The 24,780-nt window shown below is 41.6% G+C and carries 23 protein-coding genes and 1 pseudogene; 8 read left to right on the top strand and 16 right to left on the bottom strand.

Features of this window, described 5'->3' with window-relative positions; all coding sequences use genetic code 11:
• Positions 1-62: 62 nt before the first annotated feature.
• The gene (gene ribA / locus Xish_RS16910; RefSeq protein WP_167383298.1) at positions 63-659 is read right to left on the bottom strand and encodes a GTP cyclohydrolase II; all 597 of its coding nucleotides are present in this window, start codon (positions 657-659) and stop codon (positions 63-65) included.
• 364 nt (positions 660-1,023) lie between these two features.
• Here ribA and Xish_RS16905 point away from each other — a divergent pair, with 364 nt between their 5' ends.
• The 4 genes from Xish_RS16905 to yciH all read left to right on the top strand — a co-directional run bounded on the left by Xish_RS16905 (position 1,024) and on the right by yciH (position 3,655).
• Positions 1,024-1,338 (top strand): LapA family protein, encoded by a 315-nt coding sequence (locus Xish_RS16905; protein ID WP_099118991.1) that lies wholly within the window; start codon positions 1,024-1,026, stop codon positions 1,336-1,338.
• Positions 1,339-1,344: 6 nt separating this feature from the next.
• Entirely contained in the window at positions 1,345-2,514 is a 1,170-nt protein-coding gene (lapB, locus tag Xish_RS16900; RefSeq protein WP_099118990.1) for a lipopolysaccharide assembly protein LapB, read from the top strand.
• A gap of 81 nt (positions 2,515-2,595) precedes the next feature.
• Positions 2,596-3,336 (top strand): orotidine-5'-phosphate decarboxylase, encoded by a 741-nt coding sequence (gene pyrF, locus Xish_RS16895; RefSeq protein WP_099118989.1) that lies wholly within the window; start codon positions 2,596-2,598, stop codon positions 3,334-3,336.
• Positions 3,329-3,655 (top strand): stress response translation initiation inhibitor YciH, encoded by a 327-nt coding sequence (gene yciH, locus Xish_RS16890; protein ID WP_099118988.1) that lies wholly within the window; start codon positions 3,329-3,331, stop codon positions 3,653-3,655. Before pyrF ends, yciH begins: the two co-directional genes overlap by 8 nt.
• Before the next feature lie 108 nt (positions 3,656-3,763).
• Here yciH and Xish_RS16885 read toward each other — a convergent pair.
• The 10 genes and pseudogenes from Xish_RS16885 to Xish_RS16840 form a co-directional block, all read right to left on the bottom strand.
• Positions 3,764-4,207 (bottom strand): annotated as a pseudogene (locus Xish_RS16885) (serine hydrolase); the annotation flags it as partial.
• Between the two features lie 79 nt (positions 4,208-4,286).
• A complete protein-coding gene (locus Xish_RS16880; protein ID WP_099118986.1) occupies positions 4,287-6,224 on the bottom strand; it encodes an exoribonuclease II in 1,938 nt (645 codons plus the stop codon).
• A 408-nt stretch (positions 6,225-6,632) separates the two neighbouring features.
• Positions 6,633-7,265: an endonuclease III gene (gene nth, locus Xish_RS16875; RefSeq protein WP_099118985.1), complete on the bottom strand. Its 633-nt coding sequence runs from the start codon at positions 7,263-7,265 to the stop codon at positions 6,633-6,635.
• A 13-nt stretch (positions 7,266-7,278) separates the two neighbouring features.
• Entirely contained in the window at positions 7,279-7,980 is a 702-nt protein-coding gene (locus Xish_RS16870) for an electron transport complex subunit E (RefSeq protein WP_099118984.1), read from the bottom strand.
• Positions 7,981-7,982: 2 nt separating this feature from the next.
• Complete coding sequence (gene rsxG, locus Xish_RS16865) at positions 7,983-8,609, bottom strand: electron transport complex subunit RsxG (protein WP_099118983.1); 627 nt, start codon at positions 8,607-8,609, stop codon at positions 7,983-7,985.
• Between the two features lie 16 nt (positions 8,610-8,625).
• Positions 8,626-9,705, bottom strand: coding sequence for an electron transport complex subunit RsxD (gene rsxD / locus Xish_RS16860; protein ID WP_099118982.1), 1,080 nt, complete (start codon positions 9,703-9,705; stop codon positions 8,626-8,628).
• 12 nt (positions 9,706-9,717) lie between these two features.
• Positions 9,718-11,970 carry an electron transport complex subunit RsxC gene (gene rsxC / locus Xish_RS16855; RefSeq protein WP_099118981.1) on the bottom strand — a complete coding sequence of 751 codons (2,253 nt, stop codon included), beginning with the start codon at positions 11,968-11,970 and terminating at the stop codon, positions 9,718-9,720.
• Positions 11,963-12,586 carry an electron transport complex subunit RsxB gene (gene rsxB, locus Xish_RS16850; protein ID WP_099118980.1) on the bottom strand — a complete coding sequence of 208 codons (624 nt, stop codon included), beginning with the start codon at positions 12,584-12,586 and terminating at the stop codon, positions 11,963-11,965. The genes rsxC and rsxB overlap by 8 nt, the downstream gene beginning before the upstream one ends.
• On the bottom strand, positions 12,586-13,167 hold the full coding sequence (gene rsxA, locus Xish_RS16845) for an electron transport complex subunit RsxA (protein ID WP_099118979.1): 582 nt from the start codon (positions 13,165-13,167) through the stop codon (positions 12,586-12,588). The genes rsxB and rsxA overlap by 1 nt, the downstream gene beginning before the upstream one ends.
• A 117-nt stretch (positions 13,168-13,284) precedes the next feature.
• Positions 13,285-13,725 carry a DUF2569 domain-containing protein gene (locus Xish_RS16840; protein ID WP_099118978.1) on the bottom strand — a complete coding sequence of 147 codons (441 nt, stop codon included), beginning with the start codon at positions 13,723-13,725 and terminating at the stop codon, positions 13,285-13,287.
• Between the two features lie 167 nt (positions 13,726-13,892).
• Here Xish_RS16840 and Xish_RS16835 point away from each other — a divergent pair, with 167 nt between their 5' ends.
• On the top strand, positions 13,893-14,933 hold the full coding sequence (locus Xish_RS16835; protein ID WP_099118977.1) for an oxidoreductase: 1,041 nt from the start codon (positions 13,893-13,895) through the stop codon (positions 14,931-14,933).
• A gap of 36 nt (positions 14,934-14,969) precedes the next feature.
• Entirely contained in the window at positions 14,970-15,959 is a 990-nt protein-coding gene (locus tag Xish_RS16830; RefSeq protein ID WP_099118976.1) for a bile acid:sodium symporter family protein, read from the top strand.
• Positions 15,960-16,005: 46 nt separating this feature from the next.
• On the opposite strand, the gene add is transcribed toward Xish_RS16830, so the two are convergent.
• The 3 genes from add to manA form a co-directional block, all read right to left on the bottom strand.
• Positions 16,006-17,007, bottom strand: a complete 1,002-nt coding sequence (gene add, locus Xish_RS16825) for an adenosine deaminase (protein WP_099118975.1) — start codon at positions 17,005-17,007, stop codon at positions 16,006-16,008.
• Between the two features lie 75 nt (positions 17,008-17,082).
• Positions 17,083-18,546: a YdgA family protein gene (locus Xish_RS16820; protein WP_099118974.1), complete on the bottom strand. Its 1,464-nt coding sequence runs from the start codon at positions 18,544-18,546 to the stop codon at positions 17,083-17,085.
• 125 nt (positions 18,547-18,671) lie between these two features.
• Positions 18,672-19,844 (bottom strand): mannose-6-phosphate isomerase, encoded by a 1,173-nt coding sequence (gene manA, locus Xish_RS16815; protein ID WP_099118973.1) that lies wholly within the window; start codon positions 19,842-19,844, stop codon positions 18,672-18,674.
• Between the two features lie 172 nt (positions 19,845-20,016).
• Between manA and fumC the strand changes: the two genes are divergently transcribed.
• The gene (gene fumC, locus Xish_RS16810; RefSeq protein ID WP_099118972.1) at positions 20,017-21,411 is read left to right on the top strand and encodes a class II fumarate hydratase; all 1,395 of its coding nucleotides are present in this window, start codon (positions 20,017-20,019) and stop codon (positions 21,409-21,411) included.
• A 61-nt stretch (positions 21,412-21,472) separates the two neighbouring features.
• Here fumC and tus read toward each other — a convergent pair whose 3' ends face one another.
• Positions 21,473-22,399 (bottom strand): DNA replication terminus site-binding protein, encoded by a 927-nt coding sequence (tus, locus tag Xish_RS16805; protein WP_099118971.1) that lies wholly within the window; start codon positions 22,397-22,399, stop codon positions 21,473-21,475.
• Positions 22,400-22,629: 230 nt separating this feature from the next.
• On the opposite strand from tus, the gene Xish_RS16800 reads away from it, so the two are divergent.
• On the top strand, positions 22,630-23,262 hold the full coding sequence (locus Xish_RS16800) for a helix-turn-helix domain-containing protein (RefSeq protein WP_099118970.1): 633 nt from the start codon (positions 22,630-22,632) through the stop codon (positions 23,260-23,262).
• Between the two features lie 116 nt (positions 23,263-23,378).
• Here the strand turns inward: Xish_RS16800 and Xish_RS16795 are convergent, their stop codons facing one another.
• Entirely contained in the window at positions 23,379-24,653 is a 1,275-nt protein-coding gene (locus Xish_RS16795; RefSeq protein ID WP_208614864.1) for an MFS transporter, read from the bottom strand.
• Between the last annotated feature and the right edge of the window lie 127 nt (positions 24,654-24,780).

The raw sequence follows: 24,780 nt of genomic DNA, 5'->3' as shown, positions 1-24,780 counted from the left end.
TAAAAACTGCGCCCACACCGACGCAGTTTTTTCATATTTTTTAGAAATGAATTGAAAAAATTTTAGCTTGATTTGAACAGCATATGACCCATTCGGCTGGCTTTGGTATCCAAATAGTGAGCATTTTGAGGGTTGCGCCCTACAATCAATGGGACACGTTCGATGATATTAATACCCGCTTCTATCATGATTTCAACTTTTTTAGGGTTGTTAGTAAGAAGACGAACAGAATTAATATTCAAAAGCTTATACATGTCTGAGCACAGGGTGAAATCTCTTTCATCGGCAGCAAAACCTAATTGGTGGTTAGCCTCAACAGTATCAATACCTTGATCTTGTAAAGCATAGGCACGAATTTTATTCAGCAGGCCAATATTGCGGCCTTCTTGGCGGTGATAGAGCAGAATGCCACGGCCTTCCTGACTAATTTGCGAAAGCGCCGCCTCTAACTGGAAACCACAATCGCATCTTAGGCTGAATAAAGCATCACCAGTGAGGCATTCAGAATGGATACGCGATAGTACAGGTTCATCACCAGAAATATCACCGAAAACAAGGGCAACATGATCGCGGCCTGTTTTGATTTCTTCAAATCCAATCATTAAAAACTCGCCCCATGGCGTAGGTAATTTTGCTTCAGCTACTCGTTTTAGCTGTATTTTTGTATTCATATGTTGATTTAACTCGTTATAAATATTGCGATACTCAGAACAATACCGGTTGAGAAATCAGCTAAAACTACGCAAAAAAATTTTCTCTGATTACAACGCATACACACCAGCGCATTGTAACAGAAATTATTAATACGCATGAATATAAAGCGCCAGGTTCTTTAATAATAAATATATTAACATGCTAAACTATAGGCAGATTTTTGCAGATGTATTTATGGTAAAAAGAGGAAAATCAACGTTTGTTGCAATAAATTGCTTCCTTTACGTAGACGAGAAATGCTAATTTAGCACGCCACTATGTCTGTTATTTGACATAATCAATCAGCAACGATAGATAACAGGAAGAAATGTGAAATATTTTCTGATCTTATTACTGGCACTGGTTGTTTTTGTTATCTCAGTAACACTGGGAGCAAATAATAATCAGATAGTGACGTTCAATTATTTGATTGCTAAGGGTCATTACTCTGTATCCACATTGCTGGCTGCGTTGTTTGCTGTTGGCTTTATCCTCGGTTGGGGAGTTTGTGGGGTTTTTTACTTACGTGCCTGTATTTCTTTGCGACATGTGAAACGTAAAATCAAGCGACTGGAAACTCAAGTGGGGCAGCCATCTGAATCAGCCAAAAAAGTCGTATCTACCGTAGCCTTAAACAAGGAATAATTCTTCATGTTAGAGCTGTTGTTTCTGTTGCTTCCCATTGCTGCCGCCTATGGCTGGTATATGGGGCGCAGAAGTGCTCAACAAGATAAGCAACAATCGGCTGACCGCCTTTCGCGTGAGTATGTTGATGGTGTTAATTTTTTGCTTTCCAATCAGCAGGATAAGGCGGTAGATTTATTTCTTGATATGCTGAAAGAAGATAGTTCTGCATTTGAGGCTCATCTGACATTGGGAAATCTCTTCCGTTCCCGTGGCGAAGTGGAAAGAGCTATCCGTATTCACCAGTCTTTGATGGAAAGTGCTTCCCTGACATTTGAACAACGTTTGCTTGCGATCCAACAGCTTGGGCAAGATTATATGGCTGCCGGAGTCTATGATCGAGCAGAAAGTATGTTTGTTCAGTTAATTGACGAAACTGATTTCCGTGAAAATGCCTTCAACTCCTTGCTAACCATTTATCAGTCAATTAGTGACTGGAATAAAGCCATTGACACCGCTGAAAAACTCGTAAAATTGGGTAAACACCATTTTCGGGAAGAGATCGCTCATTTCTATTGTGAGCTGGCTTTGCAATGTATGGGCGATGATGATTTTACTGATGCGATTGGTTATTTGAATAAAGCGTCTCAGGCGGATAAAAACTGTGCTCGTGCCTCTATTATGTTTGGCCGTATTTACATGGCTCAAGGGGAATATCTTAAAGCAACCAATGCGTTGAAACGTATCCTCGATCAGGATAAACAACTGGTCAGTGAATCTTTGCCAATGTTGCAAGAGTGTTATCAATACCTGTCTCAACCAGACGAATGGCAAGTTTTTGTGCTGCGTTGTGTTGAAGAAAATTGTGGTGCGATCGCTGAGCTTCATATGGCCGATATTCTTGAGAAGAAAGAAGGGCGTGAATTTGCCCAAAACTTCATTAATCGTCAGTTGGAACACCATCCAACAATGAGATTATTTTACCGTCTGATGGATTACCACATGGCAGAAGCAGAAGAAGGGCGGGCTAAAGAGAGCCTGATTCTTTTGCGCAATATGGTAGGTGAGCAAATCCGTACAAAACCTGATTATCGATGCCATAAATGTGGCTTCACTTCCCGCTCGTTATATTGGCATTGTCCATCATGTCGTTCTTGGGACTCTGTTAAACCGATCCGAGGGCTGGATGGCCAGTGACACTGTCACTATATGCTGCTATTCATTAGTGATTAAAGTTTATAAGTAATTCAGTTAATTAGTAAATCAAAAGGCCGAAAAATGACCTCCCACACAGTTCAAACTTTAGATAAACAGATTGACTCGCCTGTTATTGTTGCATTGGATTATGATAATCAGGATGCCGCGCTGGCATTTGCCGACAAGATTGATCCACAATCCTGTCGTCTGAAAGTGGGCAAAGAGATGTTTACACTGTATGGACCACAATTTGTTCAGGCGCTGCATCAGCGTGGTTTTGATGTATTTTTGGATCTTAAATTTCACGACATCCCCAATACAACGGCAAGGGCAGTTGCTGCTGCGGCAGAACTTGGCGTGTGGATGGTTAATGTTCATGCAAGTGGTGGCGCAAGAATGATGACAGCCGCTAAAGAAGCGTTGCTGCCTTACGGTAAGGATGCGCCTTTGTTGATTGCGGTGACAGTGTTGACCAGTATGGAGCAATCTGATTTATTAGGTACAGGCATTGATATGACTCCAGCGCAACATGCGGAGCGTTTGGCATTATTGACAAAGCAGTGCGGTTTAGATGGCGTAGTTTGTTCAGCCCATGAAGCACAGCAATTGAAAGCTGTATGTGGACAAGCATTTCAGCTTGTTACCCCAGGTATTCGTCCTGAAGGTACAGAAGCGGGAGATCAGCGTCGGATCATGACACCTCCTCAGGCGGTACAGGCTGGGGTGGATTATATGGTGATCGGGCGTCCAATTACCCGATCAGAAAATCCAGCATTGGCGCTACAACAAATTAACCAATCTATCGGGGTCATTCATGGATAATAACTCTCGTTTGGTTTATTCGACGGATGGTGGACGCATTCAGAAGGAAGAAAAAATAAAGCCTTCTCGCCCGAAAGGTGATGGTATTGTACGTATCCAGCGCCAAACCAGTGGCCGTAAAGGAAAAGGGGTTTGTGTGATTACGGGTATAGATGCAGATGACCAAACTTTGGCTAAGTTAGCAGCCGAATTGAAGAAAAAATGTGGCTGCGGGGGTTCTGTCAAAGAGGGTGAGATTGAAATTCAAGGCGATAAACGTGACTTGTTGAAGCAATTGTTAGAAGCAAAAGGCATGAAGGTAAAATTGGCTGGAGGCTAGGCTCAGTTTGTTATATACAAGCTATGCTGCCAATAAATTGCATAGCTTGTTAGTTGAACAATAGAATTAATGCCTGTTACGCTAGCCAATATAGGAAGGACTGAATGTTTATTCCTTATTTCCCTTGTTTTGAGTCACGATACGTGCAGCCGCTGCCAATACGTCAGGACGAGAACCGGCTTCTTTGTTATCTGGCTGAGTAAAATAAGCCACCAAAACTAATGGTGCACGGTTGGGTACTGGCCAAATGACCGCGATATCATTTGTTGTACCATAATCGCAGCGACCGGTTTTATCTCCTACAATCCAATCCTTGGGTACTCCCGCACGAATGCTGGCGCCGCCAGTTGTATTGCCTTTTATCCATTCAGCTAATTGTTCACGTTGTGTTTTAACTAAGGCATCGCCTAACACTAAATTATATAAACTTTTTGCCATAGCTTGAGGTGTGGAAGTATCACGCTCATCACCTGGAATAGCGGTATTTAATTCTGGTTCATGACGATCGAGGCGAAAAAAATTGTCACCAATAGTACGGGCAAAGCGCGTCACTTCATATTACTGTTATCACAAAAAATGCCGCCATAAATGGCGGCAGAGATATTTTATAGAAATAACTTGTAAGAGGTGTCTATACAGGACGTGCCACAATATTGCGGGTTTCCATTCTGACCTCTTCGATACGGATATTGATGATATCATTCAAGCGGTGAACAGTTTCACCTTTAATCAACACGGAACCTGTTTCTTGACTGCATTGAAGTTCATCACGAACTGCATGCAAAAATGGCCCAGGGACGAAAGCGATAGCACCGTTATCTACCAGTCGAACTCGCAGGCCACCGCGGGTGATATCGATAATTTCTGCCGGGAATGTTTTATCTGTGCCAGCATGAGGTTGCAGGAAACGGGCATAGAGCCAATCACCAACATCACGCTCTGCCATGCGGTTAGCCCGACGGCGTTCGGTCAATTGCAGGCAAAGATCTTCGGTTGGTTTTTCTGTCTCCACTTGGTGGATAATCGCTTTTAACAAACGGTGGTTGATAATATCGCCGTATTTACGGATAGGGGATGTCCAGGTCGCGTAAGCATTAAATCCTAAACCAAAGTGTGGGCCTGGATCTGTTTTGATTTCAGCAAAAGTTTGGAAACGGCGGATTCGGCTATCCAGAAATTGGGTTGGTTGTCTGTCCATCTCACGGCGCAATTCACAGAACCCTTCCAGTTTCAGTAATGCATCAGCATTAGCTTCAATACCATGTTCCTTGAGAACATCGATAACTTGTTCAATCTGAGTAGGTTCAAAGCCAGTATGGACATTATAAATACCAAAGCCTAACTTATCGTGCAGAATTTTAGCTGCACATAAGTTCGCTGTGATCATGGCTTCTTCAACAATTCGATTGGCCGAACGACGTTGTTCAATAACGATATCAACAACATTGCCACCTTCATCAAGAATAAATCGATAATCTGGACGTTCCTTGAAAACCAGCGCGTTTTGCAGGCGCCAGTTATTGCGACGTTCACACATCTCTTTTAGGAGAGTGATTTGGTTAGTCACCGCGTCTGATTCTGGTTTCCAACCTTCTTGGCCTTCTAACCAGTCAGAGACTTCGTCATAAACCAGCTTAAATTTAGATTCAACCCAAGCAGAGAAGAATTGAATATCATCGCCCAATTGACCATCTTTGAGAATTGAAACCTGACAAACCAGAGCAGGGCGGCGCACATTAGGACGCAGCGAACATAGGTCATCAGATAGCTCACGAGGGAGCATTGGAATATTGAAACCTGGCAGGTAATTGGTGAAACTGCGTTGGTAGGCAATTTTGTCCAGTTCGCTGCCCGCTTTGATATAAGCAGTGGGATCTGCAATGGCAATAGAAAGTTTCAGGCTGCCATCATCATTTTTGCTGATGTGCAGGGCATCATCCATATCTTCGGTTGTTGCGCTGTCAATAGTGACAAAATCAAGAGCGGTCAGATCGATGCGTTCGATAGAACTATCGTCCAACGGGCAATCTATCATTGCAGGCGCTTCACGTTCCAGTTCATGGCGGGTTAATGTTACCCACCACGGTGCATAGTGGTCATCACCTTGTGTAATATAGCCAGTGATTTCAGCGTGAAAACCACGATCTCCTTTCAGGGGATGCCGTCGCATTTCAGCTACGGCCCAATCACCATTTTCAAAGGGATGGTTAACGTGGTTTGCCGGGCGGCAAGGGATAGTATCTTTTAATAATGGGTGATCAGGAATAATCCATAATCGGTTGTCATTTTCTTTCTTCTGCACCTTTCCTACAAAACGGGTCAGGAAGGGTTCAATCAGCGATTCAGGTTCGGCAATTTCTTTCTCTTTGTCTGTGTGAATAGCTGCGGTAATCCGATCACCGTGCATTACTTTCTTCATGTGAGGAGGCGGAATGAAATAACTTTTTTGGCCGTCGACTTCTAAAAACCCAAAACCTCTCTCAGTTCCTTTGACTAAACCTTCTACACGCTGGGTCTGTGCGTGAAGTTGCTGTTTTAGCTGTGCAAGCAGCGGATTATTTTGAAACATAATATCTGGGGAATATGGAGTTATTATCGAAAATTTTGGACAACAGTTTTACGCGAATCGAGAGTATGGAGCAAGTAACATCTTATCAAAACAGGAAAAACTGCGATGTAAGACCACAAATTAGTCGTTTTCCGAAACAGGAAATAATTATTTACTCACCTACTGATATGATAGTGTTATTAATTATATTCAGTCTAATAAAGACATTTAGTTACAACATACTTTTTGGATTTACAAAATAGAATTACAACTACCACCCAAATAATAAAACAAGTCAACCAAGGGATTAAAGTTATCTTAATTTATTTATAAATTTCAATAGGAAAGGAATGGTCATGATATGTTTTTCAGTCTGCCTCCTGTAGTGATTGAATAGGAGGCAGACCAATGGAGATTTAAGATTTTTTATTATTCGGTTTTATCTGTATATTCACAAAGATCCTCAATAATACAGGAGCCACAGCGCGGCTTACGAGCAATACAGGTATAGCGACCATGCAGAATCAGCCAATGGTGACAATCAACTTTGAATTCGGATGGTACAACTTTCAATAAATTCCTCTCAACTTCATCAACATTCTTCCCTGGTGCAAATTGAGTTCGATTACTGACGCGAAAAATATGTGTATCAACGGCGATGGTTGGCCAACCAAAAGCAGTATTTAAAACAACATTAGCAGTTTTTCGACCAACACCAGGTAACGCTTCTAGTGCTGCGCGATCTTCCGGTACTTCTCCCTGATGTTTTTCCAGCAATATCCGGCAGGTTTTGATCACATTTTCAGCTTTAGTGTTATATAACCCAATGGTTTTTATATACTCCTTTAAACCATCAACACCCAAATTAAGGATCGCCTGCGGGGTATTGGCAATAGGATAGAGTTTTGCCGTTGCCTTATTTACACTGACATCGGTAGCCTGCGCAGATAGTAATACGGAAATCAGTAACTCAAATGGGGAACTAAACACCAGCTCAGTAGTTGGATGTGGATTGTTATCCCGTAAACGGGTGAGTATCTCAATCCGTTTTTGTTGATTCATATCTGATTACTCTTCAGCCTCTTGTTATATGGCTTCCACAGCCTTTTTCTACGTACTGCCGTTTTTTATTTTCTGCCCGATTTCTGATACGTTCATCAATGATATACTTTCCTGCCAGCATCAAACCTAATCCAATAAAAGCACCTGGTGGCAGAATGGCAAGAAGGAAAGGGGAGTCCAGATGAATTATTTCGATACGTAGTGATTTAGCCCAACTGCCCAGCAATAAATCCGCACCATCAAAAATAGTCCCATTCCCTAAAATTTCTCGCATGGCACCCAATACAAATAAGGCGAAAGTTGCACCCAGCCCCATTGAAAGGCCATCAATTGTTGAGTGGTAAACTGAATTCTTCGATGCGAAGGCTTCGGCACGACCAATCACAATACAATTAGTCACGATCAAGGGAATAAAAATCCCCAGTGATTCATAGAGACCGAAAGCAAAAGCATTGATTAACATCTGGACAGCACTGACGACAGACGCAATTATCATCACATAAATTGGGATACGGATTTCATGAGGGACCCAACGACGTAAGGCTGATACGGCTATATTGGTGCTCATCAAAACCAGCGTTGTCGCTAATCCTAATCCCAGAGCATTGGTTGCTGTGGAGGAAACAGCTAATAGAGGGCAAAGCCCTAAAAGTTGTACCAATGCGGAGTTATTTTTCCACAGCCCCTGAATAAATAGATTCTTAGTTTCACTCATGATTATTTCTCTTCACAAATTGGCAGGGAAGAAAGTTGTGTCGGCACTGTTTCCAGATAAAGCGCGGTTCGTTTAACGGCACTGACAACAGCACGTGGTGTAATAGTTGCACCCGTAAATTGGTCGAACTCTCCGCCGTCTTTTTTGACCGCCCAATTGTGATCATCTTTTGATATTATTTTTTTCCCAGAGAAGGCATAGATCCAATTGGAAATTCTGGTGTCTATTTTATCTCCCAAACCAGGTGTTTCATGGTGTTCAGTGACCCGAACCCCCAACACACTGCCAGAAAAATCAGCCCCAACCAATAATTGGATTGCACCGGAATAACCATCAGGGGCTGTACTTTCTAACGCAGCGGCGACCGGAATACCTTTTTTACGGGCGAGGTAAAGGCGGTGAGGTTGTTCATTGCCTAATGCATTGTTGGTTACCAGATAGCATTCATTTTGCATATCATTGTCGTATAAAGCAGGAGGAACAACTTGATCCAATAACACCTTATGCTGCAAAGCAGACTGTTCAGCGATCCGATCTTTTGTCAATGAATAAACAATTGTCGTTAACCCTGTCGTAAATGCCGCGAAGATTGCGAGGGTAATACCGTGACGACGCATAGTTTCTAACATAGCACTTTCTCTTTTCCTATTTATGGCCGTAAGCACGCGGCTGGGTGTAATGGTCAATAAGTGGTACACATATGTTTGCCAATAATACCGCAAATGCAACAGCGTCAGGATAACCACCATAAACACGAATTATCCAAATAAGCCCACCAATAATGGCTCCGTAAATCAAGCGGCCTTTTGGTGTTGTTGCTGCGCTAACTGGATCAGTCGCAATAAAAAATGCACCTAGCATGGTTGCACCGGAAAAGAGTTGCAATAAAGGAGGTGAATAACGAGTAGGATCGAGGAGCCAACTAATCAATGCACAAATACCCAGTGACAAAATAAATGCAGTTGGAATTTGCCAGTTAATGATTTTTCGGTTGAGCATAATCAGGCCACCAACCAAATAAGCAATATTAACCCATTGCCAGCCAATACCGGCTAAAACGCCTTGTAATATAGGTTGTTGCAATACTTCATCAATATTGTGAGTCAACCTGCCAGTTTTGAAACTGTCCAACGGTGTTGCTTGACTCAATCCGTCAATGCCTTGTTGCAGTTGTAACAAAGTGGAGCCATCTGGCGTATGTCCTGTGAAAATGACCATCAGGCTATCCCACGGTGTTAACGTGAATGTCTGTAAAGATTCTGGGGGCATCCAACTGGTCATTTGTATTGGGAATGAGATCAACAAAACGACATAGCCAATCATGGCAGGGTTAAACGGATTTTGTCCAAGTCCGCCATACAGATGTTTAGCAATAATAACGGCAAAAAACGTGCCGAGCACAATTAGCCACCATGGTGCTAATGGTGGCAAGCTAATACCTAAAAGTAATCCTGTGACTAAAGCAGAATTATCTTTGAGATAGGGAAGTATGAGCTGTTTTTTAAACGCAATAGCAGCAGATTCGGCTAACAATGCGGTAATGACAGCAAACAAAATCTGGAACAATGTTCCATAGCCAAAAAAATAGGTCTGGACAGCAATACCGGGTATGGCAGCTAAAACCACCCAAAGCATGATCTGGCTAGTGCTTTTTTGATTGTGTGTAAAAGGCGAACTTGCGACTTTTAGTTGATTATTGTCAGTTGTTACTGGCCTAAATTTCATCGATAAATTTCACTATTCTGTTGTAATTCTTTGTTCTTCTTGAGCTTGAGCAGCTTTTTTAGCCTTGGCACGGGCGATAGCCGCCGCAACCGCTGCTTTGCGAGGGTCAGTCTCTTCTGTCTCTTTGGGAACCGTCTGTAATGGAGCTGATTCAGGCTGGTTTTGAGCAGCTTTTTTAGCCTTGGCACGGGCGATAGCCGCTGCAACCGCCGCTTTGCGAGGGTCAGTCTCTTCTGTCTCTTTGGGAACCGTCTGTAATGGAGCTGATTCAGGCTGGTTTTGAGCAGCTTTTTTAGCCTTGGCGCGGGCGATAGCCGCCGCAACCGCTGCTTTGCGAGGGTCAGTCTCTTCTGTCTCTTTGGGAACCGTCTGTAATGGAGCTGATTCAGGCTGGTTTTGAGCAGCTTTTTTAGCCTTGGCACGGGCGATAGCCGCTGCAACCGCCGCTTTGCGAGGATCTTGTTTATCATCCGCACTATTTTGTTGAGGCTCTTCTGGTGACGTTGTCACTTCTCCGCTTTGTGCTGCCTTTTTTGCTTTTGCTCTGGCTATCGCAGCAGCTAAGGCGGCTTTACGCGGATCACTGTCTGCAACAGGTGTTGGTGTATCTATATTTGGTTCTGGGCTTGTAGTAATTTGTTTTTCTGCCTGACGAACACGTAACTGTTCTTTTCTGGCTTTACGTGCCGCAATTGCTGCTGCATTGTCAGGTAATTGGCCTGATTGCACAACGATAGATTCACCTGCGTTCTCCTGTTTTTCCTTCACACGGGCAAGAGCTGCTTGTACGGCACTTTTATCGCTGCTATTTACTTGGACAGCCGCGTTCTTATGGCGTTCTTCGCGAGCTAATTTTTCCCGTTCCATACGTGCTTGTTTGGCTTCAAAGCGCACCTTCGCTTCAATAGAACGGTGTGCTTCTGCTTCTATCGCCCATATTTCAGCTTTTTCCTGCCGGTAGTATTGAACCAAGGGAATGTTACTTGGGCATACATAAGCACAAGCACCACACTCAATACAGTCGAATAAATGATGGTTTTTGGCTTTTTCATGTTCTTGCCCACGACTGAACCAATACAGTTGTTGCGGCAACAATCCAGCAGGGCATGCTTCAACGCATAATCCGCAGCGGATACATGCTTCTTCAATTGCTTTGGGCACCATCTCTTGTACCGATGGTGCAAGAATACAGTTACTGATTTTGACGATAGGGACATTCAAATCAGGCAAAGTGAATCCCATTAACGGCCCACCCATGATGACCATTTGTTCTGATCCTGGGTTAAATCCAGCTTGTTGTAACAGGAAGTGAACGGGAGTGCCGAGGCGAGTCCAGAAATTACCAGGCGAAGTGATAGCTTCACCTGTTAGTGTAACTACACGCTCGATTAACGGTTCGCCATCAATAATGGCTCGTTTTATCGCCACGACTGTCCCCACGTTTTGCATAAGAACGCCGATATCAGAAGAGCGACCGCCAGAAGGAACTTCTTTTCCGGTCAGGATCTTGGTGAGTTGTTTGGCACCACCAGAGGGATATTTTGTTGGAATGACGCGCACGATGATGGACTTATCACCATTAAGTGCTGCGTTTAAAGCATGAATTGCCTCTGGTTTGTTATCTTCAATGCCGATTAATACCTGCTTTGGGTTAAGCAGGTGCACCAAGATACGGATACCTTCAATAATTTCTTTTGCGTGCTCCTGCATTAAACGGTCATCAGCGGTGATATACGGTTCACACTCAGCCGCGTTAATAATCAGGGTATTAAGATTGTGTCGTCCACCTTTAAGTTTTGTTTCAGTCGGGAAGCCTGCACCACCTAAGCCAGCAATACCGGCTTGTTGAATGCGTTGCAATATTTCATTGGCATCCAGTGTCGTGTAATCAGCGACTCTGTTGCGTTCTCCCCATTGATCTTTACCATCAGGATGCAACCTGATACATAATTCTTTTAATCCAGAAGGGTGTGCCGTAACGCAAGGTTCAATTGCGATAATTGTTCCAGATGTGGAAGCATGAACAGGTACTGTTCTGCCCATTCCAAGCGTTAAAGGCTGGCCTTTCAATACATTATCGCCCACTTTAACGAGTAGTTCGCCTTCTGGTCCCAGATGTTGCTGTAGGGGAATGATTAATTCATTCGGCAATGGAGCATGGCGTAATGGGGTACGGCTAGATTGCAACTTCATTTCTGGTGGATGGATGCCACCATCAAAATCCCAGATTTTGTTTTTGTTAAGCAAGTTGAACAGATTAAACATGGGTTTTAACCTCAACAGGCTTAGCAGGGGAAAACAAAGTAGGTTCTGGTGTTACGGAAATATTTTTTACTGGAATGGTGTTTAAATCCCATTTCCAATTTGAGGTAGTAGTAGCAACGGGGATCATCGTAATGCAATCTGTTGGGCAAGGTGCGACACATAGGTCACAACCTGTGCAGAGATCTTCAACAACGGTGTGCATGGCACGGTTTGCACCAATAATGGCATCTACAGGGCAAGCCTGGATGCATTTTGTACAACCTATGCAATTTTCTTCATCAATGAAAGCAACTTTTCTGGCTGGGTTTTGAACGTCATCATCGCCATCTAACGGTTGTGGATCAACACCCAGCAATTCAGAAAGTTTGAGCATAACTTGCTCTCCACCAGGGGCGCATTTATTGATCATCTCACCGTTATTGGCAACTGCTTCCGCGTAGGGGCGACAGCCCGGATAACCACATTGTCCACACTGACTTTGTGGTAATAGGTTATCGATGTTTTCAACAATCGGGTCTTCTTCTACTTTAAAACGACGGGCAGCAAACCCAAGAATTAAACCAAAGGCTAATCCGAGTATGCTTAACACGCCGGTAGCAATCCATAATGACATCATCAAAATTTCACCAAACCACTAAAACCCATAAATGCGAGGGACATTAACCCGGCAGTAATAAGCCCTATCGATGAACCACGAAAAGGAACAGGAATATTGGCAACGGCTAAGCGCTCTCGAATGCCGGCAAACAGCACCATGACGAGGGAAAAACCCGCGGCAGCGCTGAATCCATATACAGCAGATTGTAAAAAACCGTGGGATTGATTGACATTCAACAACGCGACACCAAGTACAGCACAGTTGGTCGTAATCAGAGGCAAAAATATTCCTAACAAGCGATAAAGCATCGGACTGGTTTTGCGGACAACCAATTCAGTAAACTGAACCACAACTGCAATAACAAGAATAAAGCTCAGAGTTCGTAAATAAACCAAATCAAGCGGGACAAGAATAAATGTGTTTACCAGCCATGAGCAGATAGAGGCCAGGGTGAGAACAAAAGTTGTTGCCAGCCCCATACCGATAGCTGTTTCGAGTTTTTTGGATACGCCCATAAATGGGCATAGACCCAAGAATTTTACTAAAACAAAGTTATTGACCAAGACTGTGCCAACAAATAACAAAAGGTATTCAGTCATTGCTATACCTGAAAATAAAATATTGGAAAATGGAACACTGCTTACGTAGTTTGAGTAGAAATTCCCCACTTGAATGCGGGGAAGCGGGGCAATGATAACAATCAATTGTGGGGTATGTTATCGATCTTGTGTGAAAGTCATTTTCACTCGATGGGCGCGTTTAATATAAGGAATAAAAACGGCAGTAGCCAGTAATGGCCATAATAGAGAGCGTATTGCCATTTCATCAGAAATAGGAGAAAAGGCGAAAGTTTTTATCGCTATCAGCACGGAAACCATCAACCAAATAATAAAAATACGTGGAAATCGTTTCGAACGAATAAAAAGTAGCTTCAATACCCACACAGTAAAACACCACATTATTGCCGTGGTTAATACTGAGGTATACCACAACGCGGTAAAATTGCCTCCTATTTGGTGAATAGCCCCGTTTTTATGAATAAACGTCATTATATATAGTAGTAACATTAAACTGGCAGCAATTAATGTCATGATTAGATATGCGGCAGGCGCTAATAACCAGCCATTAATACGATAATAATCATTGGACTGATACATAAGAAGTTTTCACTCCGTCATGAGTGTTTTTGATATTAGAAAAGTGATTATAGGAAAAAGATAGTCGTCCTGGAATCAGGATTATTTGCTAACGTGTGAGAGGTGGTGATACTTTCTGGTGCTTGATCCTTCGTTTACGATATTACAATCATTATTTAGAGGCAGTTATGAGTGATTTTTTAAAGGTTGGTTTGGTAGGTTACGGTTATGCAAGTAAAACATTCCATGCTCCACTGATTGCAGGAACACCTAATATTGAATTGGTTGCCATTTCCAGCAGTGATGCAGATAAAGTAAAAAAAGACTGGCCAGCAATATCAGTCGTTTCTTCTTCGGAAGAACTTTTCACTGATCCCAACATTGACCTTATTGTGATCCCAACACCAAATGATACTCACTATCCATTAGCACAAAAGGCATTGGCAGCAGGTAAACATGTAGTCGTTGATAAGCCTTTTACCATTACGGTAGAACAAGCTCAATCATTGAAAAATCAGGCAGAAGAAGCCAATTTATTGTTGTCTGTATTCCATAATCGTCGTTGGGATTCTGGCTTTCTGACGGTTAAATCACTCATCAAAGAAAATAAATTGGGTGCGTTGAAATATTATGAATCCCACTTTGATCGTTATCGCCCCGTTGTTCGTCAGCGCTGGCGTGAAGCAGCCGGAACGGGTAGTGGCATCTGGTATGATTTAGCGCCTCATTTACTGGATCAGGCAGTTCAACTTTTTGGCAAACCACAAGCCATCACTACAGATTTGGGTATGATGCGTCCGAATGCAGAGACTGCGGATTATTTTCATGCACAGCTCACCTATCCTGATTTGAAAGTTGTATTACATGCCACCATGCTGGCAGCGGCAGAATCACCTATTTATACATTGCATGGTATGGTTGGTAGTTATACCAAGTATGGGCTAGATCCTCAGGAAGAGCGTTTAAAGTCAGGGGAAAGGCCGCCACGAGCAGACTGGGGATATGATGCACGGGATGGTTATGTGACATTGTCACAAAATGATAACTTGGTTACGCAAATTATTCCTACTGTGCCTGGCAACTATGGCGCTTATTATGCTGCTATTCGTGATGCGATTTTGTTTGGAAAACCGAATCCGGTGACTGCCAGCGAAGCTATTTTGATTATGAAACTTATTGAAGCAGGTGAAAAATCGGCAACAGAACAGCGCACAATCTTAATTGACTAATTAAACGGTGGCAGTGGGACAAGGGAGCTTGTATTGATGAACGTATTGCAAAAATTAAGAATTGATCCTTTTTTAGTTACATTGATTACGGTAGTCATCATTGCATCATTTTTTCCTTGTGAAGGTGAAGCTAAAAAGTGGTTTCAATACTTAACAACGGCCGCCATTGCATTATTATTTTTTATGCATGGGGCGAAATTATCCCGTAATGCCATTTTGGCAGGGATAGGGCATTGGCGATTACATTTGGTGATTTTCACTAGCACTTTTATCCTATTTCCCATTCTGGGAATGGGATTAAGTTTCATCGTACCGGAATGGATGTCACCAACAATTTATATGGGCTTTCTTTATCTTTGTGCTTTACCTGCCACGGTACAATCAGCTATTGCTTTTACTTCCGTTGCAGGGGGAAATGTTGCAGCGGCGATATGCAGTGCTTCCGCTTCAAGCCTATTAGGCGTATTCCTGTCGCCATTATTGGTTGGTTTTTTGATCCAGACTCATGAGGGAGGTGCTCAAACTGATATCTGGAAAGCGATAAAAGATATTATCTTGCAGTTGATGGTGCCTTTTATTGTTGGACACTTATCGCGCCCTTTGATTGCTAGTTGGGTAGAAAAACATAAAAAGTTGGTCAGCATGACGGATCGCTCTTCTATTTTGCTGGTGGTTTATGTTGCATTTAGTGAGGCAGTGGTGGAAGGTATCTGGCATAAAATCGATGCTTATTCACTTTTCATGATTGGGATCGTTTGCTGTGTTTTATTAGCTATCGTATTAGTAATTAATGTATATAGCTCGCGGTTGCTGGGTTTTGGAAAAGATGACGAAATTACTATTGTGTTTTGTGGTTCGAAAAAGAGCCTGGCGAATGGCGTGCCAATGGCCAATGTATTATTTCCCGCGTCAATGGTAGGTGTGATGCTGTTACCGCTGATGATTTTCCACCAGATCCAACTGATGGTTTGTGCTGTCCTTGCTCAGCGTTATGCACAACGCCTAAAAACAGAAAAGGCAGAGTAACTTTCTGCCTTTGGAATAAAATAACCTGGAATAATAAATAGTGTTTTTAGCGGTTGGCGACTTTTGTTTTCAGCGCCTGTTTTTCCGCTTCACTGAGGAATGCGGTTGCCAAGCCATTAATCTGCGCCTGTCGGATTTGCGCGGGAGACAGCCCCGCTGCCGGTGCAGCAACGGTATACTCATGGCGAATTTCAACGCCTTCTACTGCCGGATCATCTGTATTGATTGATGCCAAAATACCGTGCTCAAGGAATTGTTTTAGCGGGTGAGCTGGCAAAGAACTGACTGTGCTGGTTTGCAGGTTTGATGTCAGGCAGGATTCAATACCGATGCCATTTTTGGCCAAATAATCCATTAGGGTTGGATCAGTGATTGCTTTGACACCGTGACCAATACGCGTTGCGCCCAATTCACGAATAGCGTGCCAGATGCTTTCCGCACCGGCGGCTTCACCTGCATGTACACTGATATTCCAGCCCGCATCGCGCGCTCGGATAAAGTGTTGTTCAAAGAGATGCCCTGGGAAACCTAACTCATCACCTGCCAGATCTAATGCGGTGATATGTTGTTTATGGGCAAGAAGTCCAGCAAGTTCTTCGGTGCAGGCTTGTTCCCCAAATGTTCTACTGAGGATACCAATTAAACGGATCTGAATATCATGTTGCTGGCTGGCTGAGTGAATACCATCGATCACTGCTTCTACGACGCCTTCAACGGGAAGTTGGTGTTTCATAGCCATGTAATATGGTGAGAAACGTAGTTCAGCATAATCAAGACCGGCATTGACCGCATCTTCAACGTTTTCAACGGCGACTCTGCGGCAAGCCTCTAAATCGGCAAGTACAGTCACACCCCAGTCTAATTTTTGCAGGAAGCTGACAAGGTTAGGTTCATTTTCAATGATTTGAACATGGGGACGTAATGCTTCCAGCTCATAAGCTGGGAGTGGGATATTATGTTGACGAGCGAGATCCAAAATAGTTTCAGGACGGATATTACCGTCAAGGTGACGGTGCAGATCAGTGAGTGGAAGCTGTATGTCAATCATTTTCTTATCCTTCTTATTAAATTTATATATACAAAAAAGCCAGCCAACGTGTTGACTGGCAAAAAGGTGAAAGTGCTATTCTACAAGGCCATTATCAAGCAGGAATTGGTGTAAGTTGGATTCTTCGTCGTTTAGGTTGACTTTATCATTGGCGTAGTGGAAGTTAAGGCCAATGATACCGTCTTTATCAGTAAGGATTTTGTATTTAATCCCTTCTTGAGTAATCATCTGAACTTGGGCTTCCGCTTGGGCTTCTGCGGCAGCTTTATCCTTACCATCTAGCATCGTTGACTGCGCAATAGATTCTATCAGCATGGCTTTCGGTACATTAATATTCAAGGACAACTCTTGAATCAGAGTACGAACCATTTCTTCCGGTCCCATAAATTGCAATGTACTTTTATCTTCCGGAATGTTTTGTAAAGAAAGTTTGAAATCTACTGAACTTTCGCCTTTGCTGTTTTTCCAGCTAAAAGGAGAAATGCTGAATTGTGGATTGTGATTCAGAAGAAGATGTAAGTTACTGAGGATCGCTAAGGAAGTCATATTGTAAGATACTTCATCCGTAGTCAGGGCTTCTTTTGTCGCAGCATTATAGGCCTGGGTAAATTTACGTACAGACTGACCATCCAGTTTTTCCATACCCAGAGCCAATTTACCAGAACCAAATTCTATATCTTTAATCTTGACACCATCGACGCTATAAGCGATTTTGATGTTCAGATTGTCTTTATCCTCACCTAAATTAGATGTAATTTTCATTCCTTTAAGAGAGACATTTGGCTCATTAGGAATTCCATTCATGCTGAATTCGCCAATGCTGTAGCTTTGATCTCCGGTATAGATATCGAATTTACCTTTTTTATTATCTGATTTAAAATCAATGCCTTTAAGTGAAATTGTCTCTTTTTTGATAGGATCACTGAAAGAGAGTTCATCACTTTTGACTGTGAATGAAAATTCACTCAAATCATGATTAACGTCGGCACTGATTCTTGCTCCTGAGAATGACAGAACCCGTTGGTCACCATTTTCTTTAGTTTCTGTATGGTTAACAGGGATCAGGTCAATGTTAGCAGAGAGTGAGCGGCTATAACTGACTTTAGCATCTAAGTTAAATAGTGATTTTTCGTTTGTGATATTAAATAGCTCTTTCAATGCATCATTTTTTTCAAGTTCTGCATGGATAGAGGCCATTTGAGGTATCAGGTTGAATGATTTCAGGTTAGTAATGGGAAATGGCCCATGCTCGATCGTCGATTTTAAAATGATTTCTTCATTTGGCGGAATGTCGGCATTTTTTACGCCACTTTTGATGTTTAGGATCAAGCGGACATCGGAACTGAAAATACCTCGTTTAAAATCTTTTGCTTGCCATTCTATGCCACTTTCAGGAAACGATTTTTCCAGTTCAGTATTTGCCTTTTTTACAAAGCTATCTAAACGGTCTTCAAGTTTCTTACCTGTATACCATGATGCTCCTGTCCATACAGCGCCCAGAGCAACAACAATGCTTACTGCAACTAACGATTTTTTCATGTAGAAATCCCATCCTTTCAACGCATATACATGGGTGTATTATGCATTTTGTATTTATGTCAAAGTTCACTGAAAATATGATTAATAACCAATAAAATAATCATAACCATATGAATATAATAAAATTAATTAGACACTTTAGCTATTCTCCCCTTACCATAAACAGTGACGTTTTTTTCGATAGCGGGCAAAAAGATTGATTCGCCTGAAAGTAATTTCAATTGCTGCTTATCAGTGCCGATAACCGTTTGCCCTTCAACACAAAATAGAATTGATGCTGAATTATTTTCCAATGAGATTGGTTGTTCTGAAACAGAATAAACAGAAAAACAAAAATCATTAACAGGAACAGGGTAATTCAGTGCTTCTTTTTCCTGTCGTGGTACGGTTAGCAAAGTATCGGCAGCTTTTGGAATAAAATCCAGATTAGTCATTAATTCAGGGACATCAATATGCTTGCTGGTTAGACCGGCACGCAACACATTGTCAGAATTGGCCATAACCTCCAGGGCGATACCATCAAGATAAGCATGGGGAGTGCGGGCATATAGAAACATCGCCTGGCCGGGTTCGAGTTCAATGACATTGAGCAAGAGTGGTGCAAATAGTCCATTATCATCAGGGTAGAACGAAGTCATTTTTTTGATGGTATCCCACGGTTCGCCCTGATGACAGTTTAATGCTGACTTTAACACAGCCATCGCCAAATGCTTTTGTTCGCCTTGCATATTCAGCAACTGTGAAAACAGGAACGACAAATTTTGTTCAGTCGGTTGCTGGAGGAATGTTTGAATATCTGGATGTGCGGCAGAAACATAATCCAATAATTGTGCGATCTCAGATAAAGGTCTAAAAGCATTCATGGCCTTGAACGGGGTCAGTGCGTAGACCAATTCAGGTTTATGATTATCATCTTTGTAGTTGCGTTGTGCTGAGTCTAACGGTATCCCTTGTGCGTTCTCTTTGGCAAATCCCATTTCTGCTGATGTTTTATCAGGATGTACTTGAATAGATAGAGGTTGAGCTGCACATAATACTTTGAACAAAAAAGGCAGACGCTGGAATTGTTGGGTCACTTTTTTTCCAAGGTATTTTTCTGGTTCTTTTTCGATCAAAATATTCAAGGCGATAGTTTCACCCGTTTTAGGATCCATCACCAGTGAACTACATTTTGGATGTGCTCCCATCCATAGTTCTGCCATTGGCTGATTATCAGGGTTCTCGATACCATAAATATCCGTCAGAGCGGTTTTACTCCCCCAGTCATAATGTTGGATTTTGTTGGTCATTTTCAGCATGGAGGAATTTCCTATAATAAAAAGTAACTTATTTATATGACAACAATACAATAAACACGGTTAGGTCGCATTATCGATAATGAATTTATGGCATGATAAATGGATGCCGACTAATTTATCTGCAAAGTTTGTTCCGGCGTGTTCAATTATTCTGTGTGCTAAGGAGATAGTAATGGCAGCCACTCGCATTGAAAAAGACTCAATGGGACCTATCGAAGTACCTGCTGACCAATTATGGGGGGCGCAAACTCAGCGCTCACTGGAGCATTTCCGAATTTCTCAGGAAAAAATGCCTGTCGCATTGATTCATGCTCTTGCATTGACTAAACAAGCAGCGGCCAGCGTTAATATGGATCTAGGCCTTCTGCCTCAAGAACGTGGCGAAGCAATTATCGCTGCGGCGAAAGAGGTGTTGGCCGGCAAACATCCAACAGAATTCCCTCTTGCTATCTGGCAGACCGGTTCGGGAACTCAAAGCAACATGAACATGAATGAAGTGTTGGCGAACCGTGGTAGTGAGATCCTTGGTGGTAAAAGGGGCAACGAACGTCTGATTCACCCTAATGATGACGTTAACAAGAGCCAAAGCTCTAATGACGTTTTCCCAACAGCCATGCATGTTGCAGCAGTCACTGCATTACGTGAGCACCTGTTACCAGAGTTAAAAGTATTACAAAAGACTCTGGCGGATAAAGCGGAAGCATTTAAAGATATCGTAAAAATTGGTCGTACTCACTTACAAGATGCAACTCCATTGACCTTAGGCCAGGAGATTTCCGGCTGGGCAGCTATGTTGACGCATAACTTGAAACACATTGAAGATAGTATTCCTCATGTATGTGAACTGGCACTGGGTGGCACTGCGGTAGGAACGGGTCTGAATACTCATCCTGAGTATGCTGTTCGTGTTGCACAGAAAATTGCTGAATTATCTGGTCATCCTTTTATTACTTCGCCGAATAAATTTGAAGCTCTGGCAACTTGTGACGCATTAGTTCACTCACACGGTGCATTGAAAGGTTTGGCTGCATCATTGATGAAGATTGCTAACGATGTTCGTTGGTTGGCTTCTGGCCCTCGTTGCGGTATTGGTGAAATTTCCATTCCTGAAAATGAGCCAGGCAGCTCGATCATGCCAGGCAAAGTGAACCCAACTCAGTGTGAAGCGATGACCATGTTATGTGCTCAGGTCATGGGTAACGATGTAGCGATCAACATTGGTGGTTCATCTGGTAACTTTGAATTGAACGTATTCCGTCCTATGGTTATTGATAATTTCCTGCAATCTGTCCGTTTGTTGGCGGATGGTATGCGTAGTTTCAATGAGCATTGTGCTATTGGTATTGAACCTAACCGTGAACGCATTACCCAGTTGTTGAATGAATCACTGATGTTGGTAACTGCGTTGAATACTCATATTGGCTATGATAAAGCTGCTGAAATTGCTAAAAAAGCACATAAAGAAGGATTGACATTAAAACAATCAGCACTCCAGCTAGGGTATTTAACAGAAGTTGAATTTGATGAGTGGGTTCGCCCAGAAGATATGGTTGGCAGCATGAAATAATGCTTGCTATATAAGCAAATGCAAAAACCGGAGAACACTTATACTCCGGTTTTTTTATACCTTAGATTTCCTTGTAAAGATGCAAACGAGGAATGACCAATTCAAGTGGCTTTGCTTTGGGTTTATGCTTATGTTTGATTGTGTTGACATTGTAGTTGGGTAAGGTACCGATTTTGGGTTTGATTTCACTATCTTCTGTGTAGAAAACAATTAAAGGGAGCGGGCAGGCATATTGGACTTGCTTTTGTATTTCTGAATACCATACACGGGTAATAGGTTGCACTTTTACTGGTCGTTTTATTTTTAATACCACATCATCGGGTAATTTTTTAACATCTGTAATTTCTAATGCCACCAATGCTGCCCATTGATCGTTGGAATAGGGAGGAACTGCTCTTCCTGCATTGTAGCTTTTTTCCAGTTTTTCCAGAATTTGTTGCTTGGTAACCCTATTAATGATGTTCTTATTGGCCCATCCAAAATTAATGGAGTCAGGATTCAATAGGGGAGTGATAGTACGATAGGCATTCAGGGTAATAAGGCCGCGTAAATGGTCATGAACAAATTCAAATCGTTGTTCTTTGCTGACACCTGATTCTTTGGTGACGATATTTTCTAACGCTATTTTTAATTGGTTTACTTCGTTAATGATTTCCGTTGCTTCTTTATATTGCTGGTGGTTTACAGAAAAACACAAGGCACCTGGCAAGCGGCTCGCAGCTTTGCTACTGATATTAGGATTATTATGGTGTATGAATAGCTTCTGATAGAAGCATAAACCTACATTGAGTGCTTCATTTCCTTGTAGCGGGTTGACCATAATCTCGGTTATTTGTTTATGTTCTTCACCTTTTTCAATTTTCGGTAATTCAAACACCTGTGCATTAATAAGTTGATAATTCATTAACAATTTGACCAGTTCAGATAGTTTTTCTTCTTGTTTTTTAAAGCAAACTGTAAGTGATTCTATTGAAAAGTATTTATTCATGATTATTCTCAACCATTGCCGGATATACATAACTTTATTTAGTTACAACATACTTTTTAATATAAAACAAACCCCCTAAAATATCCACCACATACCTAAAAAGCCTACTAAAGAGAAAAATGTCTATTGCGAAATAATTTAACATTGTGATAAAAAATTAATAACGCATCAATTGAAAATCAGATAATTATTTGATTGATAGAGTAGGTCATACACCAAGGTCGTTAAATATGAAAAGATTAATTAAGCCATTGAATTCATTTGAAAAAATCATCACCGCATTACTACCGCACTCTGAATTAATCACGACCGATTTATCAACACGAGGAAAACTAATTAAAATAGAAAGTGAATTTGCCAAATTTTTTTTGTTAGAGCAAGGATATGTCAATATACGCAGAATCAACGACAACTTAATCATTGCTACACTTTTTTCACCTTACTTAATTGGTTTATCTTTCTATTCTGGAGCAGAAATTTATTACTCCATTGAAATAGGGGAAAATTGTAAGATTTATCAAATTCCTCGGGTTAGCGCATTGAATACTATAAAAAAACATGATCTCTATAGAGAATGGATGAGAATAATTTCCTATAAAATATCGTTCTTATATGCCAGAGATATAAGCCTCTTTCGTCATGGTAACAAGGAAGTTGTGTGCAGTTTGTTATCCCGCTTGATGACCTTACCGGAAGAATTCAGAGAAAATATTACAGTAATTAAATATATAGAACAAAGATGCACACTTTCACGCAGTTGTATACAACGGGTGTTATTCGCTCTAAAAAAGGAAGGATGTATTGAAATTATCGATGGATATTTAACAAAAGTTTTAGTGCTACCGACTGAATCCTATTACTAAAACAAGATATTGCAGGCATCAGATAAGCAATGAATAATTCAGATTATTTTAAATGTACTCATTAAAAAGCCGACATTCATGATATGGTTCAATAGGATGTCGGCAATCTTGTTTTATTATTTTGGTAATTTATTGAGTTTTAAGCCTACATAAAGAGCAATAAGTGTTAGTAATGAAATAAAGGCGACAACGCCGTTCCATGCAAAATAGAACCAGAATATTCCACCTAACGTTCCTGCAATACTGGAACCAGAGTAATAGCAGAACAAATAAAGTGATGAGGCTTGCGCTTTTGCTCGTTTGGCTCTTTGTCCTATCCATCCACTAGCAACTGCATGGGCAGCAAAGAAGCCTGTTGTCAATACCATCACTCCCAGCATTACTGCCCAGAGAGGGGAAAATAGAGTGATTATGCAACCAATCAGCATCATACTAATAGCTGCTAATAATATTTTTCCTCTCCCATACTTGTTTGTTAGTCCTCCAGCTTTAGTTGCACTGTAAGTTCCTGTTAAATAGACAATAGATAGCAAACCAACAATAGTCTGGCTTAAATGATAAGGGGTTTCTAATAATCGATAACCAATGTAGTTAAACATGGTGACAAAACTTCCCATAAGCAAAAAAGCTTCAGCAAATAATAAGGGAAGGCCTTGATCACGGAAATGTAGCTTCAAATTAATGAGTAATGATTTAGGTTTTAATGAGCTGGATTTAAAATGCTTGGATTCCGGTAACATCTTCCAAAATGCAATGGCGGAGATTAAAGCAAATGTACCTAGTAAGATAACAGAGATCCGCCATGAATGGTGATCTGCAATTATACCTGTTATCAAACGTCCACTCATTCCTCCTATTGAATTACCACTAATATAGAGACCGATAGACAAGGCGACATAACTGGGATGGATCTCTTCACTTAAATAAGTCATCGCAACAGCGGCAACGCCACTTAACGATAAACCTACTAGTGCGCGCATAAACAAAATCCCGTGCCAGCTTGTTACGACAGAACTTAGGAGAGTAAAAATGGAGGCGGCAATAAGTGATACTGCCATAACATTTTTACGGCCAATTGCATCGGATAGAGGGCCTGTTATTAATAGACCGAGGGATAACATTCCAGTGGAAAGTGACAAAGCCAAGCTACTATTAGCTGGCGAGATATTAAATTCATCTGACAAAATCGGCAAAATGGGTTGAACAAAATAGAGCAATGCAAACGTTGCCAGCCCAACGGCAAAGAATGAGAGAGTGACTCGCAGGTATACAGCATCTTCACGTTGAATGTAGTGCTGTTTACTTTTGTATCCTTGATTGGTCGTGTTTTCAACATCTCTTTCGACGTCAGAAACTGCTGATTTTTCACTGACGCTTTGGATTGTATTCACGCTACTTCCTTATCTATGTAAAACAAACGTTAATTACTTGATGTAGATCAAGGATAGGAATTCATGAATATTTTGTCTAATATATTAATCATTAAGAATGATACTTTAAAAATATCAATTGGGTAAT

It is taken from the genome of Xenorhabdus ishibashii, assembly GCF_002632755.1.
In the GTDB taxonomy this organism is placed as follows: Bacteria; Pseudomonadota; Gammaproteobacteria; order Enterobacterales; family Enterobacteriaceae; genus Xenorhabdus; species Xenorhabdus ishibashii.
This window is presented reverse-complemented; position numbering and strand designations above follow the sequence as displayed.